The 21337-nt window shown below is 47.3% G+C and carries 14 protein-coding genes; 1 reads left to right on the plus strand and 13 read right to left on the minus strand.

What is annotated here, in order from left to right:
* Position 1 precedes the first annotated feature (1 nt).
* Genes HX021_RS04720 through HX021_RS04745 form a run of 6 tightly spaced genes read right to left on the minus strand, consistent with a single transcriptional unit; the run spans position 2 to position 6241 of the window.
* A complete protein-coding gene (locus tag HX021_RS04720) occupies positions 2-454 on the minus strand; it encodes a MaoC/PaaZ C-terminal domain-containing protein (protein WP_286588813.1) in 453 nt (150 codons plus the stop codon).
* Positions 455-503: 49 nt separating this feature from the next.
* Entirely contained in the window at positions 504-1577 is a 1074-nt protein-coding gene (locus tag HX021_RS04725; protein ID WP_286588815.1) for a Gfo/Idh/MocA family protein, read from the minus strand.
* Entirely contained in the window at positions 1574-2797 is a 1224-nt protein-coding gene (locus HX021_RS04730; protein WP_286588816.1) for an extracellular solute-binding protein, read from the minus strand. Before HX021_RS04730 ends, HX021_RS04725 begins: the two co-directional genes overlap by 4 nt.
* Positions 2790-3932, minus strand: coding sequence for a CaiB/BaiF CoA transferase family protein (locus HX021_RS04735; protein ID WP_286588817.1), 1143 nt, complete (start codon positions 3930-3932; stop codon positions 2790-2792). The genes HX021_RS04730 and HX021_RS04735 overlap by 8 nt, the downstream gene beginning before the upstream one ends.
* Before the next feature lies 1 nt (position 3933).
* Positions 3934-5085, minus strand: a complete 1152-nt coding sequence (locus HX021_RS04740) for a CaiB/BaiF CoA transferase family protein (protein ID WP_286588818.1) — start codon at positions 5083-5085, stop codon at positions 3934-3936.
* Positions 5078-6241, minus strand: coding sequence for an ABC transporter substrate-binding protein (locus tag HX021_RS04745; RefSeq protein ID WP_286588819.1), 1164 nt, complete (start codon positions 6239-6241; stop codon positions 5078-5080). Before HX021_RS04745 ends, HX021_RS04740 begins: the two co-directional genes overlap by 8 nt.
* Positions 6242-6624: 383 nt before the next feature.
* Between HX021_RS04745 and HX021_RS04750 the strand changes: the two genes are divergently transcribed.
* Positions 6625-7401 (plus strand): IclR family transcriptional regulator, encoded by a 777-nt coding sequence (locus tag HX021_RS04750; protein ID WP_286588820.1) that lies wholly within the window; start codon positions 6625-6627, stop codon positions 7399-7401.
* Positions 7402-7407: 6 nt separating this feature from the next.
* Here HX021_RS04750 and HX021_RS04755 read toward each other — a convergent pair whose 3' ends face one another.
* The 7 genes from HX021_RS04755 to HX021_RS04785 form a co-directional block, all read right to left on the minus strand.
* Entirely contained in the window at positions 7408-8988 is a 1581-nt protein-coding gene (locus tag HX021_RS04755) for a sodium:solute symporter family transporter (RefSeq protein WP_286588821.1), read from the minus strand.
* The gene (locus HX021_RS04760) at positions 8985-10079 is read right to left on the minus strand and encodes a Gfo/Idh/MocA family protein (protein WP_286588822.1); all 1095 of its coding nucleotides are present in this window, start codon (positions 10077-10079) and stop codon (positions 8985-8987) included. Before HX021_RS04760 ends, HX021_RS04755 begins: the two co-directional genes overlap by 4 nt.
* A 1-nt stretch (position 10080) precedes the next feature.
* Entirely contained in the window at positions 10081-12597 is a 2517-nt protein-coding gene (locus tag HX021_RS04765; RefSeq protein ID WP_286588823.1) for an L-rhamnose mutarotase, read from the minus strand.
* Complete coding sequence (locus HX021_RS04770) at positions 12587-14365, minus strand: RagB/SusD family nutrient uptake outer membrane protein (protein WP_286588824.1); 1779 nt, start codon at positions 14363-14365, stop codon at positions 12587-12589. The genes HX021_RS04765 and HX021_RS04770 overlap by 11 nt, the downstream gene beginning before the upstream one ends.
* Before the next feature lie 12 nt (positions 14366-14377).
* On the minus strand, positions 14378-17494 hold the full coding sequence (locus tag HX021_RS04775) for a SusC/RagA family TonB-linked outer membrane protein (RefSeq protein ID WP_286588826.1): 3117 nt from the start codon (positions 17492-17494) through the stop codon (positions 14378-14380).
* Between the two features lie 80 nt (positions 17495-17574).
* Positions 17575-19974 carry a glycoside hydrolase family 2 TIM barrel-domain containing protein gene (locus HX021_RS04780; protein WP_286588828.1) on the minus strand — a complete coding sequence of 800 codons (2400 nt, stop codon included), beginning with the start codon at positions 19972-19974 and terminating at the stop codon, positions 17575-17577.
* A gap of 176 nt (positions 19975-20150) precedes the next feature.
* Complete coding sequence (locus HX021_RS04785; protein ID WP_286588829.1) at positions 20151-21242, minus strand: glycoside hydrolase family 130 protein; 1092 nt, start codon at positions 21240-21242, stop codon at positions 20151-20153.
* Between the last annotated feature and the right edge of the window lie 95 nt (positions 21243-21337).

The raw sequence follows: 21337 nt of genomic DNA on the forward strand, positions 1-21337 counted from the left end.
ATTAAATGGTGGATTCTTTCCGCTTCGCCAACAGAATATGGTCTGCGACCAACACCACCTCAGCGCGTTGATTTATAATTTCCACATGCTCCACGACTGTCCCGAAAGCTGGATTTTTAGCCGCCGACTTTTCGGATATCGTTACCTCTGCATGGATGGTATCACCAATAAGAACGGGTTTCACAAAACGTAGGCGGTCGTAGCCTTTCGAAAATGCTTCGGGATTGATCACTGAAGCCGTCAGCCCGATACCAATTGCAAAAACCATTGTTCCATGGGCAATACGCTGTCCGAAGGGTTGAGTTTTACACCATTCTGCGTCCAGGTGATGCGGGAAAAAGTCGCCTGTATGTCCGGCATGGACAACAAAATCTGTTTCGGTGAGGGTTCGCCCGAGTGTCGTCCGTTTATCGTTTAATGTATAGTCTTCAAAAAAAATAGATTCAAAATGCATAGTCTTTATGGTTAGCTTGTATTCGTTGGTTCTCTGTTTATGCTTTATGTTATTCCTTTACCAGGGGCTGTCCACCTTGCGCACTACTCTGATAAGCTGCTTCCACGACGGCCATGGTATGGATAACATCCTCCACCGCGGCCGGTAAAACAGTGGTTTCGCCGAGTTTAAAGCGCATGAGGCTTCCCATGCTGCCGATGAAAGCATCGGGAAACCAAGTTCCTTCAATGGGGTAGGTCACCCATTCCGGTTTGCTCCCATCCACTGGCTTGATACAATATTCAAACACATCGGGCAGGCCATGTGGATAATCCATCAACAAGCCCATTGTCGCTTTGATGGCGCCTTTGGTGCCCTCCCACTTGATATAGCTCTCTTCATGCCGTGGTCCGAATTCGTGATCGTGGTTGGTATTGACGACAGCATGTAGTGTATCCCCATAATCAAATAACAGCGTCGTTCTGCTGGAGGACAAGGCTTTTGCCGGATGCTTTACTGTTTTTGCATACACTGATTGTGGGTCGCCGAGGAAAGAGCGGATCAGATCGATGTAATGCACACTATGATATAAAATCTCCAGACGTGGGTGGACCATGACATGGGGGAAAAGCTGCCAAGGTGTGTGCACGGACACGCGCACTTCCATATCATACAGCTCCCCGATATAGCCCTGATCAATCAGCCAGCGTGCGGCGTTGACAAAAGGTGCCTGACGAAGCTGGCAGTTGATTGCGGCAACCAGGCCTTTTCGCCGGCAAACTTCCAGAATCGCCTGGCTCTCCACGTAATAGTCCCCCATGGGCTTCTGAATCAATACGGCAGCACCATCAGGCAATGCCTCCAAGGTCTCAATAAAGGTATTGGGCATGATGGTCACATCGTATACCGCATTTTCTGGTGCCTGTGCCACCGCCTCCTCCAAGCTGTCGTATACATGTGGGATACCAAATTCCGCAGCCAGTACTTCGGCTTTCTGCTTCGTGCGGTTGACGATACCATGTACCTGAAAACCAGCCTTACGATAGGCCGGCAAATGTGCGTCTTTTACAATTCCACCAGCACCAATGATCATAATGGGTAGCGAGGTTTTGGGTAAAATCGTTTGATATGGAATATCTATCATAAGCATGTATTTATTTTTTTCTGCGCCTTCGCCAGCAGCGAAAGGCTACTTTCGTCCTTATGTATTGCGGCAGTAACGGTTTCATCAATGATATGTGCAATATGCGGCCAATTGGACAACCGTGGCAGTGTCCGTGCAGTCTCGTGTAGATCGGCAAGCTTCTTATAGAAGGGGATCATGCCATTGATCTCAGTATCATGCCAGGTGGAATAGCGACAGCCTACACCACCGGCCAAGGTCAGCATCTTATCCTGCTGCTGGCCAACAGCAAAACGAATAAAATCATAAGCCTGTTGTTTATAGCGACTACCTTCCGGAATGGCATACAACCAGTAGACATTTAGGGAAGGTGACCTGCCCCCTTCAGCAGCAGGGATTGCGGCCACATCCACTTTTCCTTTTACAGCCGAAGCGGCATCGATCTGCGCCCAGGACGCAAAACCAAACCAATTGACCATCATTGCCACTTCACCACGCGCAAATGCAGCACCGGCCTGCACCGACTCATAATTGGCCGATTCGGGATGTAAGCCTCTGCCAGCTGTAAATAAAGACCGATAAAAATCCAGTGCTTCCACAGCGAGTGGTTGATCGAGTTTGATGGAAACTCCATCCGGTAGCAAATCGCCACCACGGGACCAAAGCTGAATGCAGAAATCAAATACCGCATTATGTCCATCCGGATAGCCTGCGAAAACTGTTCCATACAGATGATCTGCCGGCCGGGTAAAAAATGCCGCAAGGTCCAAAAAATCAGTCCATGTTTTTGGGGGCGCCAAAGGTTTCCCATAGTCTTCCTGAAAACGGAGCTGTTCCTGAGGATCTTCGAACAAATCCTTTCGCAGCACCAGACATTCCGGTCCATCATGAAAGGGTAAACCGAAAACCTGGCCATCAAAACGCTGTAAGCTTTTTAAACTTTCTGGCCAGGCTTGTTCCCCACCTTCTGGTGCTTGCTGCAAAAGCATGCTGTCCAGTGCAGAGAGGCCCTGGGTTTCATAGGCAGCAGCAATCCAATCGGTATTGATGTGAACAATATCCCAGTCGCCATTATACAGGCCTTTCTTTTCAAAAAATGCTGTGGTCAACTCTTCTAAATCCAGCGGGACAAACTCCATCTCCAGATCCGATGGGTATAAAGCCTGATAGGCTGACCAGCAGGCCTCCATAGCGCGTTCAAAAGGCTCGAACTTACGGACGGCAAAGCGTAATTTAGCCATATAATTCCTCCCTTATCTTTTGACTATGCTCACCCAGCTGTGGAGAGCCCTTTGTCGCTGTCAGCCGCTGGCCATCGATACGAATCGGACAGCGGGTCGTCTCATACCGGAACCCGTCACCCATAGATACCTCCTGTAGCATATTCAACAGTTTAAAGGCCTGATGTTCGGTCAAGCGCCGCCAGTCCATGACATCGGCACACCAGATATCTGCTGCTTCCAGGATATCCAGCCACTGTGCTGTAGGGGCGTTTAACAGATGTTTCGCTAAAATTGTTTTAATGGTATCTCTTTCTTGAAAAGCCTGCTCACCATCAGCAAAGCCTTCCAGTGCGGGACAATCCAGCAACTTGCTGAGCAGGGGAATGGAACCCATTGCCAGTGCCAGAAAGCCATCTTGCGTGCGGTACACACCATAGGGTGCTGCCAAATACGCATGCGCATTACTTACCGTGCTCCGCTGTGGCAGCAATTGCCCATCGCGAAAATAAGTTGTAACAGCCTCAAATTGTATATCCACTGCCGAATCCAGCATGCTAACATGCACATGGGCCCCCAGCTGCTGTATCGCACGCCGGTACAGGCAGGCCAGTATCGCACTGCAGAGATTTGAGCCAGCAAACATGTCCACAATGGAGAGTCCCATGGCGACCGGACCATGTGTGGCATCCCCACTCAACCAGGTCATTCCGGTCAGTGACTGCAAAAGTAAGTCTTGCCCCGGTCGTTTTACCCAAGGTCCCTCCTTTCCATAGCCTGAAATTTCCCCATAAATTACCGTTGGATTAATCGCCCGAACAGCGGCATAATCAAAGCCCAGCCGTTCCATGACGCCGGGTCGAAAATTATGCAAGACGACATCAGCCTTCAGCAGCAAATCCCGAATAACCTGTGTATCGGCTTCATCTTTTAGATCCAGCACAATACTCTCCTTGTTACGGTTAATGGCATGAAATACCGTTGAGGTACCATTCAATATCGTGTCGGAAGTATAAAGTTGCCTGCAAATATCACCTGTTCCTGGCTTTTCGATCTTGATCACCCGAGCCCCCAGATCAGCCAGCCGCAAGCTCGCCAAAGGACCGGATAGAAATTGACTAAAATCGACTACAGTATAGCCCGCTAATGGTAACATATTAATTTTCTAAGTAATCGTGAACAATGGATTGATTGTGTTGCCCTACTTTCGGTGCCGGTTTATCGGCAAATAGACGTTTTCCGTCAATCTGATAAACACTAGGGGTCGTTGTCAGTGCGCTGCCATCCTGCAACTTCACTTGCTGTAACATACCGGCTTCCGCGAAACCTTTTTCCTGAAAGAAACGGTGGTAATCATTGACAGGACCGCACCAGATCCCTGCGGATTCCAGTTTTGACACCCATTCAGCTGTTGTCTTCTGGCACAGCATGCCGGCAAATTCTTCCAGAATTTCATCGCGCCGTGAAAACCAGGTGGAGGCATCCTGATAAGGTGCTTCCGGTAATCCGATGGCTGCCGCAATATGAGATACATTGCCCATCGCCAGGGCAATATGACCGTCCAACGTTTTATACAAGCCGTAGGGTGCACTCAAATAGGCATGGCCCGCTCCGCGAACGGTAGACCGTGCTGGCAATTTGTGGCCATCGTTGGCATGTGTGGTCAGCAGCTCAAACTGCATATCCAGGGCAGATTCAAGCAAGCTGACTTCGACAAGCGCGCCCAGTTGTGTACGCGCACGCCGGAGCAATGCTGCCAGTATACCTTGTGTCAGGTGCGTGGCACAATACATATCAACCACGGCCAGCCCAAAAGGCACCGGTCCATCCTGCGCGCAGCCCGACAACCAGGAAAGACCCGACAGGGATTGCACGAGCAAATCCTGGCCTGGTTTTTTCGCCCATGGCCCTTCATTTCCGTAACCTGTTACCGTGGCATAGATCATCTTAGGATTGAGTTGACGCACACTTTCGTAATCCAGGCCAATCTTTTCCATCACACCCGGGCGAAAGTTATGCGTCATCACGTCAGCCTGACGGATCAACTTTTTAATCGCCTTCAGATCATGCTCATCTTTCAAATTGGCGGCGTAGGATTCTTTATTTCGATTGATGGTATGAAAGACCAAGCTGCTCTCATCCACAAAAATATTTTTAATCGCAATCTGCCGGCCACCTTCGCCGGCCCCGGGGCGTTCGATTTTGACCACGCGTGCACCGAGATCAGCCAAACGCAAGCCTGCGGTCGGACCGGCCATAAATTGTGAAAATTCGAGGACCAATAGGCCTGCTAGGGGTTTATTATCCATTGCTTTCCTTATTCACTAATGATTCCCGGTACATTGCATTCATGTTCGCCAGCACCGTCTTTTCATCACCGCCCTGCCGTAGATATTCCACAACGATATCGCCGGCATGATCCTGAAAATAGAGGTGTCCATCATAACGAGGGCGCAGATAAGCACGCTCCAGCGCAGGCAGCGTATCAGCAAAGTAATTGGATGTATAGACATTCACCTGTTCATTTTTCCAGGCACGCAGATGCCCCGGCTGTCCCCCGCTTTCGACATACAGCGTTTCCTGGATCTCGGGTGAGGCCACAAAACGTGCGTAATCCATCGCGACATCGATATGCTGACTTTGGGAAGATACGGCTAATCCTGCCCCTCCTAAGGTGCTGATCATCGGCAGGCCATTCAGGGTGACCAAATCGTGAAAATGCAGCAGCTTGCGGGCATATCCCACCCTGGCATAATTTGAATACCCATAGGCAAATGGGCAATAAACGATCGTATCGCCCTGGGTCATTTCTTCAAATACCTTAAAAGGATTTTTCTCGTAGAATGCCGGATCCAGCTCGTCTGCCAGTGATTTGAATAATTTGAGCACCTGTATACCGACCTCATCACTGATGATCTTTTCCTGTTGCTGGCAAGGTTCTTCACCCAATGAACAGCAGAACATGTAAAAACTCATCAGCACGTCTATAGGCAATAATGAAAATCCAACCTTTCCTTTTTTCGCCAGCTCCAGTACGGCATCGAAGGTGCGCGGAACTGTCAGTCCGAGCGCCTGCAGAAGATCCGGGCGGCTTGCTGCAACGGGTGTTGCTGCATCCGTGGCCAATGCCCACTGCTTACCCAAAAAATGATAGCTTTCATGTGATTTCCCCACACTATGGGCATGTTGGTCGGCCAGAAACGCTGGCGACAGGTAATCATCAAATGGGGCAAGCATACCTTTGGCAGCCGCATGGCCTGTCCAAGGGTGATCGATCACCAAAAGATCATATTCCTTGGCCAGATCGGTCACTGACTTATCCGCAAACTCCTGCAGCGTACGTTTCTTCCAAACAATCTCGACTGCCGGGTGTAATTCCTCATACCGTTGTGCAGTTGCAACCATGGGCAGCAGGCCGCGGGTATGCCCCCAGGTAATCCCTTTCAATTGGATTTTCTCTGTCATTGTGTATTCCTTTATTATTTTATGCTGTCTTGCCGAAAAACAGACCAGCTGTATTTATCCTTGATCACTTTGGTAAAACGTTACAAATCCAAGTACCTGAAGCACAGTAAACCGAAAGTGATCATGCCAGTTTTCTATTACGCTACATGTAAATTGCGGCATCGCAGCCTGCAGCAGTTCTTCCTATGATTGTATGCTTGGTTTTAACGATTTATAATCTTTTCCCATCCAATGCTTTTTCGTGATGGAAAAAGCGGTTCATAATATTCAAATATAAATACAATATTTGAATATAAAAATTTAATACACTTTTTTGACCGTCTAAAACTTGGCATCAAATAGTTTTTATATCTTAGTCCGATCATTTGTTAGCAAAACATATTATGGCATTGAATAGCCCCGATAAATATAAAGCCCCAGCGCTCGAAAAGGGATTGGAAATCATTGAATTCCTGGCACTACAACCGGCAGCACAGTCGCAGTCGGAGATCGCTATCGGGCTGCACCGAAGTCCCAATGAGATCTACCGCATGCTGGCATCTTTAGAATCCAGAGGTTATATCCACCGTGATTCCATTTCCTCCAAATACTCGCTGTCATTAAAGCTGTACTATCTTTCGCACCGTCATTCCTTTGTAGAGAAATTACGGGCCACCTCCATATTGCCCATGCAGGATGCTTCCAATGAGATCAAAGATCCTTGTCACCTCTGCGTTATCTACGACAATCAGGTCATGGTCATCGCATACGCCAGGGGCTCTTCGCCCATCAGCATCGTAATTGAAGAGGGCAACCTGTACAATACCTGCCAAACGGCATCGGGGAAGCTGCTCTTGAGTTTTTCCGAAATAGACAAAAAAAGAGCAATCCTAGAAGCTGATCCTTATTACCGCAGCTTAAAGAAAGCGGCGCGCCAACAATTTGACAACGACCTGGATGATATCAAACGCAAAGGCTTCTATGAGATGCCCAGCAGCTATGCTGAAGGCATCATTGATATTTCCGTCCCGATAGGAACCCCTGAAACAGGCATCATTGCCTGCCTCACCGTTTCACAGCTTATCCGGCGTCAAACCGGACAAAATATGTCAACTGAAACGATTGTCGCCAGTTTAGAAAAATGCAGGTCGCGGATTGAAGCGAATCTGGGATTAAGCTGATACCAACTATTTAAAGAACATATATAAGACGATCATTACGATAAACAGGGCTGCCCAGGCAGCCTTTACCCGAACGGTCGGCTTTTCGATTTTAATCTGGATGCTATCCTTATGCTCCAGTTCATACCTGGATTTGGGTACCAACAGGCTGATGGCAATGCCTATAAGCAGTAGCAGGGCAAACAAACTAAAGGAGAGCATCAGGTAGTGCGGCCAAAAGGCATAGCTGTCCTTCGGAAAAATCCAAAGATAACATACACCTGTCCCCAGGCTCAGCACAGCACCAAAAGTCAATAAGGTATTGATGGCTGCCCGGTTGGTCCGTTTCCACAGTACAGCCATCAAGAACGCTACCGCCAAGGGTGGTGCAATAAAACCGAGTATGGACTGGAAGACATCAAAAAGATTGAGCCCTTTGATCTGATCGATCGCCAAAGCGACAAATACGGAAACCAGACAACCGATAATAACCGTGTAACGGCCAACCTGTGTGATCTGCTGATTGGTCGCGTCGGGCCGAATCTGCTTGAGGTAGATATCCATTGTAAAAACAGTGCTCAGGGAGTTGAGCGATGAACCGATCGTCCCGACCAGTACCGCAATCAATACCACAATGACCAATCCATTCAGTCCCGTAGGAAATAAGTTCGTCACCATGGTCATGTAAGCAAGTGAAGGGTCTTTTAGTCCTGGGAACAGCACCGAACAGATGATGCCGGTCAGGATAAACAAGGGCAAGGACAGGATCTTGAGCCAAGCGATGAAATTCACACCAAGCTGCCCCTGTTCGAGATTTTTAGCCCCCAATACCGACTGCACCATTGCTTGATCGGTACAGAAAAAAGCAATCGCTGCCACTGGATAGCCCAATGCAATGGCATACCAGGGATAATCTGGATCAGTAGCTGGCCGGATCAAGGACCAGTAACTCGCTGGTGTCTGTTGTGTCAAGGCGCTGATACCGCCTATTTTGGAAAGCCCCAGAAAGGTCAGAAACGCAGACACGGCAATCAGCAAAATCATCTGAAAGATATTGATCTTGGCTACCGTCTTTAAGCCCCCGGTATAAGCGAACAGCCCTGCCAGGGCAACCAGCACAGTAACCGATTGCCACATCGGAATCCCCAAAATCTGACGCACCAAAAATCCGCCGGCAAATAGACCGAGTGAAAGCCAGGAAATCAGCATTTTGACCAAAGAATACCAGGCTAAAATAGTCTGTGTGTTTGATCCAAAGCGTTTACCCATAAATTCCGGCAAGGTACGTACACCCGTTGCAATATAACGGGGTGCAAATAACACGGCCAATAGGAATAAATAGATAAACGCATACCAGTCGAAATTGACAGCAACAATACCGGTTGTATAACCGACCGTTGCAAAGGCCAGTAACATCGAGGGGCCGACATTCGTGGCCCACATATTGAAACCAATGCTGTACCAACTGAGGGATTTACCGGCCAAAAAATGTTCTGCTCCCTCTACCTTTTTACGGGAAGACAAAAGGCCAATCGTCAACAGTGCCAAGAGATAGACAATGACAATGCCATAGTCAAATACCGTTAATTTGTCTAAGATACTGTTCATCTGCCCAAGCTCAAATCGACACTATAACGTTCCAGTAATTCTCTTGGACGCACAGGTTTTCCGGTTGTCAATGATTCATCCATGGCCTGCAATAAAGCAATGGTGCCTATACCTTCCTTCATATCGGGGAATGCCTCTTCTCCGGTACGGATAGCCCTTGCAAAATGCTCCAGGTAATTTTGATATTCCCCAGCATGGTGACTTTTTCCTTCAAACCGAAAATAATGCTTCAATTTATGCTCCCAGGTCAATATGCGTTCTTCACCCGTTTTATCGGTAATGGCATAACGGAGGTCCATATAATCAGCCTGACTGGCACCTTCGGTCCCCCGTAAGATACAGCTCATCTCACTGTCCCGTGTGACCGGCTGAACAGGTCCGGTATAGGCACCACTCACCCGGGCGACCCGTCCGTCTTCGGCTTTAAAAATAAAGTGCATGGTATCTGCATTTTGAAGCCCCCCTTTTTTACCATTCGCACTCAACATACCATAGCCCATTACCTCTTCGATATGTGGAAGGTACCAACGGATAAAATCAACCGGATGGCTCAGCCCCCCATACAACCATTTGAAGGCCGATTGCAGCGACCAGGGTTTTTCCAAAAACCAACGATGATCGGCATGGTAATAGCCTTCAATGGTAATTAAATCACCGATAAGTCCGGCTTCAAAATCTTCTCTCTGTTTTTTGACCGGTTCAAAAAAACGGGAACTCTGACCTACAAAAACACGTTTATTTTGCTTCGCCGCGAGTTCCAACAAACCATTGGCATCGGCAAGATTATCAATAAATGGCTTGGTACAGATCACATGCTTATCATGCTCTAAAGCCAGCTGTATATGTTTTGCATGCAGATGATCTGGGGTATAAATGGCGATGGCTTCAATGCTTTTGTCATTCAGCATCACCTGATAGTCATTGGTATATGCATGAAAATCAAATTCTTTCATCCGCTTACGGCCTAATTCTTCATTGAGGTCACAGACTTTCACCAAATCTATATATGGACTCTGTAAGGCCGCAGACATGGTGCTCCGTCCTTCTCCAAGACCTAAAATCCCTAATTTTAACTGTTGTATATTTTCCATTTTACTGTTTATAAAAAATCCATGTTTCATTTTTTCCCGTTCCGGGAATACCTTCCTGATAAGTACTCATGCGTTTATTCCAGTCCACGACCCGGGGATTGTCCTTTGTTGTCAGCTGATCGATGACTTTAAAATCCTGGCCTTTTGGAAAAGAAATGTATAATAAGAGCTGCCTTCCATTGCGATAGAGCAATACTTCGTCAAACCCCGCCTTGCAGAATCCTGCGGCCACTTCGGGCCATTCTTTGTATTGATTTTTATGTGCTTTGTAATAGGCTTCCTGCTTGGCTGAATCCTCGACAAGCTGTGCTGTCAGCAGCACAAAATCAGTCTCTTTTATTTTTTCTCCAGCGCAGCTGCTCCGGTCGAATGTATAAAACAGATCGTTGAATACCTTATGGGGAATTGCAGGATAATTGGCCAGCCAGGCGCTTGCCAGTTTTTTGGCAATCTCGTCGCTTGTCTTCAGCAATGTATATTCTTTCCACTGGTATACTTGACTGCTATCGGCTCCTTGCCGGGTAAAAAAGTCCTTGAGTTCCGTCGCCGACAGCTGTTGTTGTGGATCATAAACCTGAAAAAAGACCGGCTTTGTAAAGGGGATATAGCTGTTGATCTTGGCTGCGGTTGGCAAAGGCTTTTTTGCTTTTAGCAGCGAGGCATACTGTGCCTGGATACCAGCCTCCTGCAGCACCTTGGCATTACCTTCCGGCCCGTTGTTAAGCCAGGTCACACCAGGCCCATTGGCATTTTTAAGAATTTTATTGGATGGGAACCAGTTGTTGCTGACCTCCATATAGGCCGATCCCTCGTCCGTATAGAGGTAAAACCAGTGATCGGGAATATGAGCATAGGGCGAATGAAAAATACTATCGATGGCATTGAACTGGATTTTCGTTCCGGGCTGGGCCGACAAGGTATAGATACCCGCCACATCGTACATGTATTTGCCATAATGTGAGATCTTGTTGTACAGCACCTGATTGTTGCGCATGCTATTGACTGTTGGCGTCCAACCCCAACCCAAGCTAATTCCTGTATAGGGCAAATTCAGCAGCTCATTATGCGTTAAGGATACGTTGCGAACAAATCCAGCTCCAATACCTACCGTTCCCCAGTCTTCGTTGCCAATATCCTGGATCAGATTGTTGCTGACCACAAGACCATCGGTCAACATGCGCTCATCGCGGGGTTGAAACGGAAGGTGTGCTTCGACCTGCTCATCCGAAAACTGGCCCAGCAGGATTCCTGATCCACCAATCTCCTGAAATACGTTACCGGTTAGGCTATCCTTTAAGTTACCTTGTCGGTAATCAATACCGGTGGCTGCCAGATGGGAAAAACGACAGGCTGAAATTTTTGTAAAGGCGGTATGGTTGAGCGTGACAGCCGCCTGTGGCCGGCCTAACCAGGCCTGGTTTTCCAGCCCTGCTTTATCAGCGGTACCGGGTTTAGCGAGCTTATAGGCATCTAAAAAATACATACCGGCCTGTAAGGCGACATGCCCATAAAAATGTGGTCTTAACCAGGAGCTATGCTGGAATTGTATCCCCTCGATAGCGACATGCTGCACCGGTGATTCCGGGGTTCCCTGCACCGTCAGTATCGTTTCCAGATAGGGAGCAACCACTTCCAAACGGTCCAGGTTTTCATCGGCTCTTTTGTAATAATAGATTTTATGTTGTTCCTCATCCAAAAACCATTCTCCGGGCTGATCCAAAAATTCTATGGCATTGACCAGGCGAAAGGCGGAGTTGCCATATTCTTTGGACAACCAGGGCTTAGGCCAGGGGTGTTCATTTTGGATTTTTCCTTCCGGCTCATGAAAAAGCAGGGTAATGCTATCCTTGCTGACGATGGCCTCACGCACCCGTAGCTGAGCCACGGCCCACCATTGATGGATAAAAAATTCCATACCGGCTTTGTAGCTGAATTTTTTGGAGAACACATTGGGGATAATAGCCGCCTGTTTTTTAAAATCCCAATTGATGATACGGGGCAGATGGGCATCGTCATGGCTTTCTGCCCGAATTGCCTTACGTGCGCCGACCCACAACTGACGGAAAGGAAAATATTTCCCGCCGACCTGTGGTGCATCAGCGACCATAATGTGTTTGGCAATCGAAGCATCAAACAGTTCCTTACCATTGGCAGGCTGCCAACCCCTGATCGCAACACCGCCTGAGAGTACAGCTTCAGGACCTGCCGCCCTGATCCAGGTCGGGCTCTGGGCCGTTCCGCTATCTTCTGGGCGCAGCAGGATCGGCTGTGCCGGGCGATACAAGCCATCCTGGATCCAGATCGTAATTCCATGCAACATGCGTGGATCCTTTAGCCGCCGCCATTCCCGGGCCTCACGCAAGGCATCCTCCAGACACGAAAATGGAGCATCCGGACTGCCATCCCGTTGCTCCCTGTTACTTTGTTTGCCTACATGGATTTCACCGGTCTGTGCTGATACACTACAGCATACAAAAAAGGTAAAGATCCAAGCAAAAACTGTTTTTTTAATAGCCATTATTCTGAACAAATTCCCCTGGGTTAGTAATTGCATCCATTTGCCCTTGCGGAATAGGTCGCAGGCCATGTACGCCATCTTTAAAATATTGTCCGACATCAGGATTGACCGCCATCAGATAGGCGCGGTTCAATTTGCCCATTCTTTTCAGGTCGTACCAGCGGGTATACTCACCGCACAATTCACGGGCACGCTCATCGAGCATAAATTGGATGGTCAGCTCGCCCGCATTAATGGGCTTGGCGCCGACACGATCCCGTAATACGTTGACGTAACTGGCGGCTGTGGCATTGGCCCCATTCAGGTGAAACGAAGCCTCGGCAGCAATCAGGTATACTTCTGCCAAACGCATGACAGTGGCATAGGCATCACTGGTAAAATTGTTGGCTTTTGGACTGATCAATGAACCTGAATTAAATTTCACCAAGGATGGGTAAAAACCAATGAACGGATTGTCCACCTGTCCAGGCTGTTGGTTTGTACGGGTATATTTCATCTTGACTTTATTATCGGAACCGTACACATCTTCCAGATCAAGCCAGATGTATTTTTGCTGAAATTGGGTCTTTTTTTCTTCCGCATAAGCCGCCTCCCCCTCACGGGCTATTTTAATTGCCAGGGCTCCTTTTGGAAGATTCGTGCCTACACCAACCGCATTTTCTTCGCGGTCGAATTGGACAAGGGCATCCCGGCTCCAATCGTAACTAACATTCGAAAGCCATTGCGTCTGGAACGAAATCCCATAACGAGGATCCAAACTGTTATCGGTATTTTTAAAGACATCAAGCAGGTATTTGGTCGGCATAAATGTTCCCCCAGACCAACGCCCCACCTCCGTCTGGAAACCGGCCAGCTGGATGGCGCCAAAGGTTGTTGGGGTACAGTAAAAACGCTTAAAATCATTGTTATGATCATATACATTGGTGGATCCATACTCCTGTGAGTAAGGGATCTGGTAAAGTGCTTCGGCGTTTTTCTTGTTATTTGCCGCATTAAAATTGTCGATAAAGGAGGCATACAAGCGTACGTTGTAACCAGCTTGATTGTCGATCAGTTTCTTTGCTGTCGCAAGCGCTTCTTCCAGATATTGATTGGTATTGTATTCTTTTGTTTGCAGACAGGCTTTCGCCAATAGGCCCAGGGCTGCTTTTTGGCTTGGCCGACCAGCCTCAGTTGGCCCTATCGGCAAATGTTCTGCGGCAAATCGCAGATCGGGCAAAATACATTTCTCATAGATTTCCAGTACTGGTGTGCGCAGGGCGGTGGTGTTCGCTGAACTTGTTTCAGTTAGGTTAAGCGGACAGGGGCCAAACTGCTCAATCAGGTGAAAGTAATATAGGGCCCGCAAAAAATGGGCCTCAGCCACTTTCGCCAGTTTTTCCGCCTCGCTGGAAAAATCTTTTACCTGATCCACACGCCCAATGACGATATTACAGTAATTGATGGCATCATAGGCTCCATTCCAGTAATCCTTGGCCATATCAATGGACATGGATCCGCCGGAAGCATATTTCAGGTAGTTTTGGTTATTATTGGAATTGAGATCTGCCGTCCATAAATCTGTACCGCCTTCGGTCACGAGCAGGAAGTTCCGGCCATAAAAATAGCGGGGCAGATCGAAATAACAGCTATTGATCAGTTTTTCAAAGCCGGCTTTGTTTTCGGCTACCTTATCCACGGTGACCCCAGAGGGATTATATTCATCAAGCGAACATGAATTTAGAAACAGGCCCGCACACAAGAGTATATTGAAGTATTTGATTTTCATAACATATTGGCATTAAAAAGTAACATTTAATCCGACTACGAACTGCTTTGTCAAAGGAAAATTATCCGAACCGTTGGATTCGGGATCTTGATACTTTAACAACTTGCTTTTCGTAAAGATGAACGGATTGTTAGCGGTTGCATAAAAACGGAAACGTTCCATGGAAAGGCGCTTGATAAAAGACTTCGGCAGGCTATAGCCCAGGGTAATGTTCCGTATTTTAAAATAGGATCCATCTACATATTTCAGGGCATCAAATCCGATATAGCCACTGGTCGAGGAATGTATACCCGGTCTTGGCAAATAAGCCCCCGGATTTTCCGGTGTCCAATAGTCAATATCATCTGGACTATTGCCTACCCCAGTCGTCGGGTCATAACGGGTAATCAGGTTGCTGGAAAGCATCTGTCCCCATCTGGCTGTCAAAAACACCGAAAGGTCCCAGTTCTGGTACTTGAAATTATTCTGAAAGCCTCCCGTCCATTTTGGCACCGCAGAGCCAAGAATTCGCTTATCGCTGGCGCCATAAGCGTGTGTACCGTCTTCTTCCAGCGTACCATCGGTCGCTAACTTGATATCACCGGGTTGAGAGTTGAACAGAGCTGCCTGCTCAGCTTCACTTTCCTGCCAGATCCCCAGGTATTGATAATCAAAGAACGTTTTGATGGGTTGATTCAGGAATAGACTATTTGAAATCAGATCCTTTCCGCCTGGCAGTGCCGTCACCCGTTCTTTATTCGTTGAAAAGGTCAGTGTCGAATTCCAGGTAAAATTTTCACCCTGAATATTTTTTGTATTTAAGGCCAGTTCAAAGCCCCTGTTGTTGGTCGCGCCGATGTTCTGCCACATTTTAAAGGGGGCACCCCAGGATCCCCCCAGGGAAGCTGGCATATCACGCAAAAACAGCAAGTCCTTGGTCTCGGTATTGTACCAGTCTAAGGTCAGGTTGGCTCTACGGTTTAAGAATTCAGCATCGAGACCAATATTGGTTGTATACGATTTTTCCCAGCCCAGATCTACATTCGCCAATTGTTGGTTCAGAATAAATGCCGGGCCAAGGGTACTTTCACCAAAGCCTACCGGTTTAGGTGCATTAAACCCTCCCGCCTGTGTTCCATAAGCACCTACCCCGCCGGAATTACCCGTGACACCATAACCGGCACGCAACTTTAATTCCGAGATTTTACTTTTCAGCGGCGCAAAAAACTGTTCGTCACTTAGGCGCCAGGCAAAGGCTCCTGCCGGAAACACATCCCACTTATTGCCTTCGGATAAACGGGAAACGCCATCCCAACGGCTAGAAAGCGAAACCAAATACCGTCCTTGATAGTTATAGTTGACACGACCTACATAGGACATGGACTGTGAACCGATATAGGAGGATCGGATAACCGATGTCGTTGCCGCACTTAGATTATGAAAAGAATAGGAATCCAGGTCAAAACCGGAGCCCCCAGCATAAGCTTGTTCAGCTTGGTTTTTTGACCAGGAGGTTACGCCTGTCAACGCAAAATGATGGTCCTCATGCAGGTTAAATTCATAATTCAGGATATTTTCCCAGCGATAATTATAATTTCGATCATTGATAATCACGGCCGCCGGTAATTTAAAACCCGCTTCGGGATTGGCAATTGACTGTGTCCCAAAATATCGGCCCGTACGTTGGGATCCGATGGTTGCACCGAAGATGGAACGGAACGAAAAGCCCTTGATCGGGGTAAAATCAAGATAGGCATTCCCGGCAAAATAGTTACTCAGGATGTTATTTTTATATTGATCTTTGATCTGATCGGACAAAGGATTCGTAACTCCATCCACCGGAATATGATTGATATTTCCTTCAGCATCAAAAGCATCCCCCAGCGGCAGAAAGGTCAAGCTATTGCCAAAGACATTTTGTGCTGCCTGATTATTGTCTTTATAGGTATATTGGAGGTTCGTTCCGACTTTGAACAAGTCAGATAATTTGTGATCTATATTGGCCCGTACAGCATATTTTTTACTGTTGTCATTTTTGATCAGCCCTTCCTCATTATTGTAGTTGAGTGAAAGAAAAGCTTTTGTCTTTTCATTGCCACCATTGACCGAAAAGCTGTAATTCTGTTGGATCCCATCTTTCAGCACCAGGTCCATCCAATCTACCCATTTCCCATTTTCAAAGGCTTCCAGCTGTGCGGGGTTTTTGAAGATGTTATTCGCAAACTCCGGATAATTACCATGTTCACCCCGATAAGCTTCCCTTTTTAATTTCATATAATCATCCCCCACCAATCCATGTGGATATTTCGGAAAACCATTATATCCAAAGTAAGCATCAAAATTCACGATCGCTTTGCCGGCTTTACCTTGTTTGGTGCTGATGATGATAACGCCGTTGGATCCCGCAGATCCATAGATGGCTGTTGATGAGGCATCTTTGAGGATATCTATTGACTCGATATCGCTGGGATTTAGGCTGGTAAAATCACCTGGAATACCGTCAATGATATAAAGCGGATTATTGTCCCCATTGATGGATCTATTGCCCCGTAAGCTCGCGCTTACATTGGCTCCTGCCCGCCCCGATGATTTGCTGATGTCCAGACCGGAGACCTTCCCCTGAAGGGCGTCCATGACATTGGCCGTTGGCGTCATCATGATATCTTCGGATTTTACCGAAGCGACAGCGCCGGTCAGGTCCCGGCGTTTGGCCGTACCATACCCGATGACCACCACCTCATCCAAAGCGCGATCGTCTTTTTTGAGCACTACACTGACATTTTCGCCTGCCTTTATGGCCTGCACAGCTTCGGAATAGCCGACCGAAGTGATCCGGATCGTACCATTTTCACCGGGCATATTTAAGGTAAATTCACCGGCAGCATTGGTTGAAGTTGACTGCGTCGAATTGACCAGTGCAACGGTAGCACCAACCACAGGGCTTCCCTGTTCATCCGTAATTTTGCCTTTGATCTCTTTCCCCTGTTGTACGTTGATGCGATTAGCTGTATTGGCATGGAATGCAGCGTTGGCAAATAGCGGTGTGCCCACAGTGAAACTGCTGCAAAAGAGTATTAACATCGGATACTTTGTGGCTGAAGTCGCTATCCCTAGCGTCATTTTTCCGAGATTAATCTTGTTTATATTCATATTGAGTTTTAGATTTATTCGCGTAATGTGGTTGTTTATCTGTTGGTTCATGGACTGACCTGTACGGAAAGGCTTTCCGGTCAGATCGTAATTTTTTGGTCCCCTAAGGCAGAGCGGATGATCACTGTACAGGCTTTATCCCCTGTTTTTTGAATAATTCCCAATGCTTTCCCCTTAAATGTTTTTCTTTTGGGATGATGTAATCCCCTTAAATCGGCCTGAAATCCGTTATCGGTTCCCAGCACTTTTCCATTTCCTGTTACAATAAACTCAATTTCTTGGTCATTGTGCAACACGGACTGTCCTGTTTTGTCTATTAATTCCGCCGTGATAAAGTATAGGTCCCGGGATTCTCCGGTAGCATACTTCTCATGCTCCAAGCTTACTTTCACGGTATGTGCATCCGCTGCTGTCCGGATGCTGGTTTCCTGAACGATTTTGCCGGCCCGCTTTTTAACCGCTTTCAGTTCTCCTTTTTCGAAAGGCACCTTCCAGGTCGCATGCAAGCGTTCTGCGGTCTTTGCTGAGGTCCCCAGACTTTTGCCATTCAGAAAGAGTTCAACTTCATCTGCCTTGTTATAGTAGGCCCATACGTCAACGCTGTCGCCAGCTTTCCAGTTCCAATGGGGTAAAAGATGCAGGACATCTTTGTCGGTCCACTCGGACTGATACATATAGTACACATCTTTTGGAATACCGGCAAGATCGACAATGCCGTAGTATGAGCTCCGCGCAGGATAAGGATAAGGCACTGGCTCCCCCAGATAGTCAAAGCCGGTCCAGACAAAGGTCCCTGCCAGGAAAGGACGGTTTTTAACCGCCAGCCAGGCCTTTTCATGGCTCGTACCCCAATAAGCGGCCACATTATCGTAAGCAGATACCGTAAAATCAGGATTGCCGTTCACGACATATTTGTCTTTGGAAGATGCGGGCCATAGCTGAATGGTATCCTGCAGCCGGTCATATACGGATCTTGTCTGTAAAGCAGACACTGTTTCTGACGCCAGTAGCGGAATATTTTTAAATTCTACAGGCAGTTTATCGTAATCTTCATGCTTATAGTTGAATCCCAAGACATCCAATGCCTGTGCCTGTGCAATAAAATTTTTTGCATAATTATTTTCTGTCAGCGCTGCGGTGACAGGGCGCGTAGGATCGAGTGATTTAACCAAATCAGCCATCTCTTGGGTTAGGGCAATTCCGGTAGAATCAAATTGTTCGCGGATTTCATTTCCGATACTCCAGAGGATGACCGAAGCATGGTTGCGGTCCCTGCGCACAAAGGCCTCGATATCTTTGTGGTGTTCTGTCGGAAAATCAATATGGTAATCGAACTTATTTTTCCGCTTTTTCCACATATCAAAGGCTTCATTGTACACCAGGATCCCCATTTCATCACAGAGATCAAGCAGTTCTTCTGCTGGCGGATTATGGGCGGTACGAATGGCATTCGCACCCATTTCTTTCATGATCAGTAGCTGCCTTTTTGCGGCCGACTTATTAAAAGCAGCGCCTAAAGCACCCAAGTCATGATGCATGCAGACCCCGAAAATCTTCAAAGCCTTGCCGTTTAAGTAAAAGCCTGTTTTTGCATCAAACCGAATGCTCCGAAACCCGATTCTTTTTTCAATCTGATCCTCAATTGTATTGTTGTTATTCAATAAAGCCAACTGGACACGATATAAATTTGCCGCATTTGGGCTCCACAACATTGGCTCGTCCACAGTCACTGATGTTTCAATATTCCCGCCCTGCTCGGTACCCATCTTTTTCAGCACAAGTTTGCCTGTAGGATCCCACACCGTAAGCTGATATTTCTGTCTGGTAGGAGATGCCTTCGCTGTCACGACCTTACTCAGTTTAGATTGCACCTTTAAGGTTCCCAGTTCGCCTTGGACTTCGGGTGTACTCATAAACGTTTCCTGCTCATTCAGGTATACCGGACTTGTTTTGATCAGGTAAACATCACGGTAGATCCCCGAACCCGTATACCATCTGGAGTTTGGCTGTTTACTATTATCCACTCGGACAGCAATACGGTTGTGCTGTTGTCCATACTTCAGGTAGGGCGTCAAATCCACAGTAAAAGAGAGGTAGCCATTGGGCATTTTCCCCAGGTAACTGCCATTGATCCATATTTCGGCGTAACGGTAAATCCCTCCAAAATGTAATTGCACAGCTTTCCCCTGATCTGAGGTCGGCAGGGTAAATGTTTTACTATACCAGCCAATTCCACCGGGCAATGCCCCACCGGCATTGCCTGCAGGGTAGCTAGCGGAAAAATCAGCTTTAATACTCCAGTCATGGGGCAATTCCACCGATTCCCAAGCCTGGGCATCACCGTCGTCCAAACGAAAACCGAGCTGATCCTGTAACGTAAAATGCCAATTTTCATTAAAGCGAATTTTGGCACGTCCCTGAGCAGAGACCAATTGGAGCTGCAGCAAAAAGAGAAGGGCAATAAGATAATGTAACTTCATAGCGAAATAATTCTTTATACGTACTGATTCAAGGGTTATCCCCGGAATCGTTATACTGATTTTTTATGCATTCATCAATTTTAAAGGCATCCATACTACCTTCAACGTTTAAAAGTTCCTATAGCCGTTTGGCTTTAGGAGCTGATTTTGGGGATTTCAATTTTCAGCCCTAACACTTAAAAATGTAGCTTACTCTGTCCTAAATCTTTGGAAGTTGCCAATGCGATTCCCCGGTTGCCCTGACTATCCACCGCACAGTAAAAGTGGTAGACCACACCCTGCGCTTTCAATACAAAAGACTTATGTGCGTATTGCTGATCAAAGCTCTCACTGGACTCAATCAGGTTGGCGCCTTCCCAATCAGTCCAATGGATCAAATCCTTGGATGCCGCGAAGCGGTTGAAGGCACCCTTACGGTCTTTCCAGAAGGCACCAAAATAAAACATGACCCAGGTATTATGGATCCGCTGGATCATAGGGTCGCCCGTGATTCCCACCGGATGGTGAACCACCGGGTTCGGTTGGAACCGCTTCCAGTTTTCCATATCATCGGACACCGCCATACCGATACGTTCGTACCAACGGGTGGGCTTGTTGTTTGCCAAGGAGTCCCCTACGGCATTGTAATACATGACGAAGCGATAGCCTGTATTTTGATCAGGATCTTCAATCACGTAGCTTTTGAATAGCTTATGCCGGTTTTCCCACCAGGAAACATCCGGATCCGTACTGGTCAAAACGGGCTTGGACAACCGTTGCCATTCCACAGGTTGGGTCGGCTTCTTAGTGGTATAAGCCATCCCAATCGCCAGCGGCTCCGGTTCGTAGCCAGCTGTAGAACCTCCGAAATATGACATCCAGTATTTTCCGACGTAGCTGTTGAGTTTATATTTGCCACCCCACTTGGTGTCAACAAGGGCATTATAACCTGCCCGTTGCCTGGCATCCCAGCTGTTTCCATTGTCCACGGCAATTTGCTTGCCCAAGGTCTTCCAGTTCACTAAATCGCGACTTTGGGCAAGCCAGGTCTCATACCCATTCCCATCAAAGACAATATAGGTCATATACCAATATTTCCCTTCCTTATAAATGGTCGGACAATCCATCAATTCGCCTTTATGCGCTGGTACTAAAACAAGTCCATACTTATAGGGGGTCTTTACTTCATCATAAATTTTTGCCATCTCCGCACTGGAAACTGCCGGGGTCTGAGCCTTCAATTTAGGCCCGAGCAAAGCAATGGATAGCAATAGCATTAATCTTTTCATCTGTCTACTCTTTTTTCTTCGTTCGTACATTCTGAACTATTTACGTTGTTCTCTGATGGTATTTCAATGGGTTTATCGCTAACTAAAACAATCCC

Origin of the sequence: Sphingobacterium sp. N143 (genome assembly GCF_030325625.1) — a bacterium.
Classification (GTDB): Bacteria; Bacteroidota; Bacteroidia; order Sphingobacteriales; family Sphingobacteriaceae; genus Sphingobacterium.

Coding starts and splice junctions, on each gene's coding strand:
- HX021_RS04720 (WP_286588813.1), bottom strand. CDS start 454: ATGCATTTTGAATCTATTTTTTTTGAAGACTATACATTAAACGATAAA.
- HX021_RS04725 (WP_286588815.1), bottom strand. CDS start 1,577: ATGATAGATATTCCATATCAAACGATTTTACCCAAAACCTCGCTACCC.
- HX021_RS04730 (WP_286588816.1), bottom strand. CDS start 2,797: ATGGCTAAATTACGCTTTGCCGTCCGTAAGTTCGAGCCTTTTGAACGC.
- HX021_RS04735 (WP_286588817.1), bottom strand. CDS start 3,932: ATGTTACCATTAGCGGGCTATACTGTAGTCGATTTTAGTCAATTTCTA.
- HX021_RS04740 (WP_286588818.1), bottom strand. CDS start 5,085: ATGGATAATAAACCCCTAGCAGGCCTATTGGTCCTCGAATTTTCACAA.
- HX021_RS04745 (WP_286588819.1), bottom strand. CDS start 6,241: ATGACAGAGAAAATCCAATTGAAAGGGATTACCTGGGGGCATACCCGC.
- HX021_RS04750 (WP_286588820.1), top strand. CDS start 6,625: ATGGCATTGAATAGCCCCGATAAATATAAAGCCCCAGCGCTCGAAAAG.
- HX021_RS04755 (WP_286588821.1), bottom strand. CDS start 8,988: ATGAACAGTATCTTAGACAAATTAACGGTATTTGACTATGGCATTGTC.
- HX021_RS04760 (WP_286588822.1), bottom strand. CDS start 10,079: ATGGAAAATATACAACAGTTAAAATTAGGGATTTTAGGTCTTGGAGAA.
- HX021_RS04765 (WP_286588823.1), bottom strand. CDS start 12,597: ATGGCTATTAAAAAAACAGTTTTTGCTTGGATCTTTACCTTTTTTGTA.
- HX021_RS04770 (WP_286588824.1), bottom strand. CDS start 14,365: ATGAAAATCAAATACTTCAATATACTCTTGTGTGCGGGCCTGTTTCTA.
- HX021_RS04775 (WP_286588826.1), bottom strand. CDS start 17,494: ATGAATATAAACAAGATTAATCTCGGAAAAATGACGCTAGGGATAGCG.
- HX021_RS04780 (WP_286588828.1), bottom strand. CDS start 19,974: ATGAAGTTACATTATCTTATTGCCCTTCTCTTTTTGCTGCAGCTCCAA.
- HX021_RS04785 (WP_286588829.1), bottom strand. CDS start 21,242: ATGAAAAGATTAATGCTATTGCTATCCATTGCTTTGCTCGGGCCTAAA.